The 674-nt window shown below is 73.4% G+C and carries 1 protein-coding gene and 1 pseudogene; both read right to left on the bottom strand.

Translation table 11 applies throughout. The features are described from left to right. Positions 1 to 130 (bottom strand): annotated as a pseudogene (locus tag FV228_RS31785) (tRNA lysidine(34) synthetase TilS); the annotation flags it as partial. Positions 131 to 236: 106 nt separating this feature from the next. Then, positions 237 to 674: tol-pal system protein YbgF (gene ybgF, locus FV228_RS31780; RefSeq protein WP_147857976.1), on the bottom strand; the 438-nt coding region annotated here is incomplete at its 5' end.

The following is a 674-nucleotide window of genomic DNA, read 5'->3' as shown; positions in this document are numbered from 1 at the left end:
GCCCGAGCGCGGCGTGCATCAGCGCGCTCGAATCGGGCCCCCCCGAGACGGCGAGCAGCACGCCGCGCTCGGGCCGACCAAGCCAGGGCGCGAGGGCGCGGAGGACCGGATCGTCCGACTGTCCGGTCATGGATTCAAAAGGTCCCCGACCTTTTGCGGGTCCAGGGCAGAGCCCTGGTCTCTCGGGGGCTCCACCCCCGAACCCCGCCAAAGGGCTAGCCCTTCGGGATCCCCGGTCAGGCCGCGCAGCGGGCGCGCTTCTGCTCCCGGGCGACACCCTGGCGGACGCCGGAGCCGGCATTGGGGAATTTCCGGTCCAGCTCGGCCAGCGTCGCGCAGGCCTGCTCGCGGGCGCCCAGCGCGTTGAGCGTGACGCCGAGCTTCAGCATCGCGTCCGGGGCCTGCGACGAGCGGGCGTAGTCGGTGGAAACCTTCAGGAACTGCTCGGCCGCCTCGCGGTTGCGGCCGCGGGCCAGGTAGCTCTCGCCCAGCCAGTAGGTCGCGCCGGCGACCCGGTTGTCGCGGGGATGCGACTGGATGAACTGGCGCAGGCCCATCTCGGCCTGCTCGTACTGCTTGGAGCGGTAGAGCTCGACCGCGGTCTCGTAATCGGCGGCCGGGTCGCCGGTCCGGGTGGCGGCCACGCTCTCGGCGGGGCGGGGCGCCGGGACCGG

It is taken from the genome of Methylobacterium sp. WL18, assembly GCF_008040015.1.
Classification (GTDB): domain Bacteria; phylum Pseudomonadota; class Alphaproteobacteria; order Rhizobiales; family Beijerinckiaceae; genus Methylobacterium; species Methylobacterium mesophilicum.
Note: the sequence above shows the minus strand (reverse complement) of the source record. Positions and strands in the feature narration are given on the sequence as shown.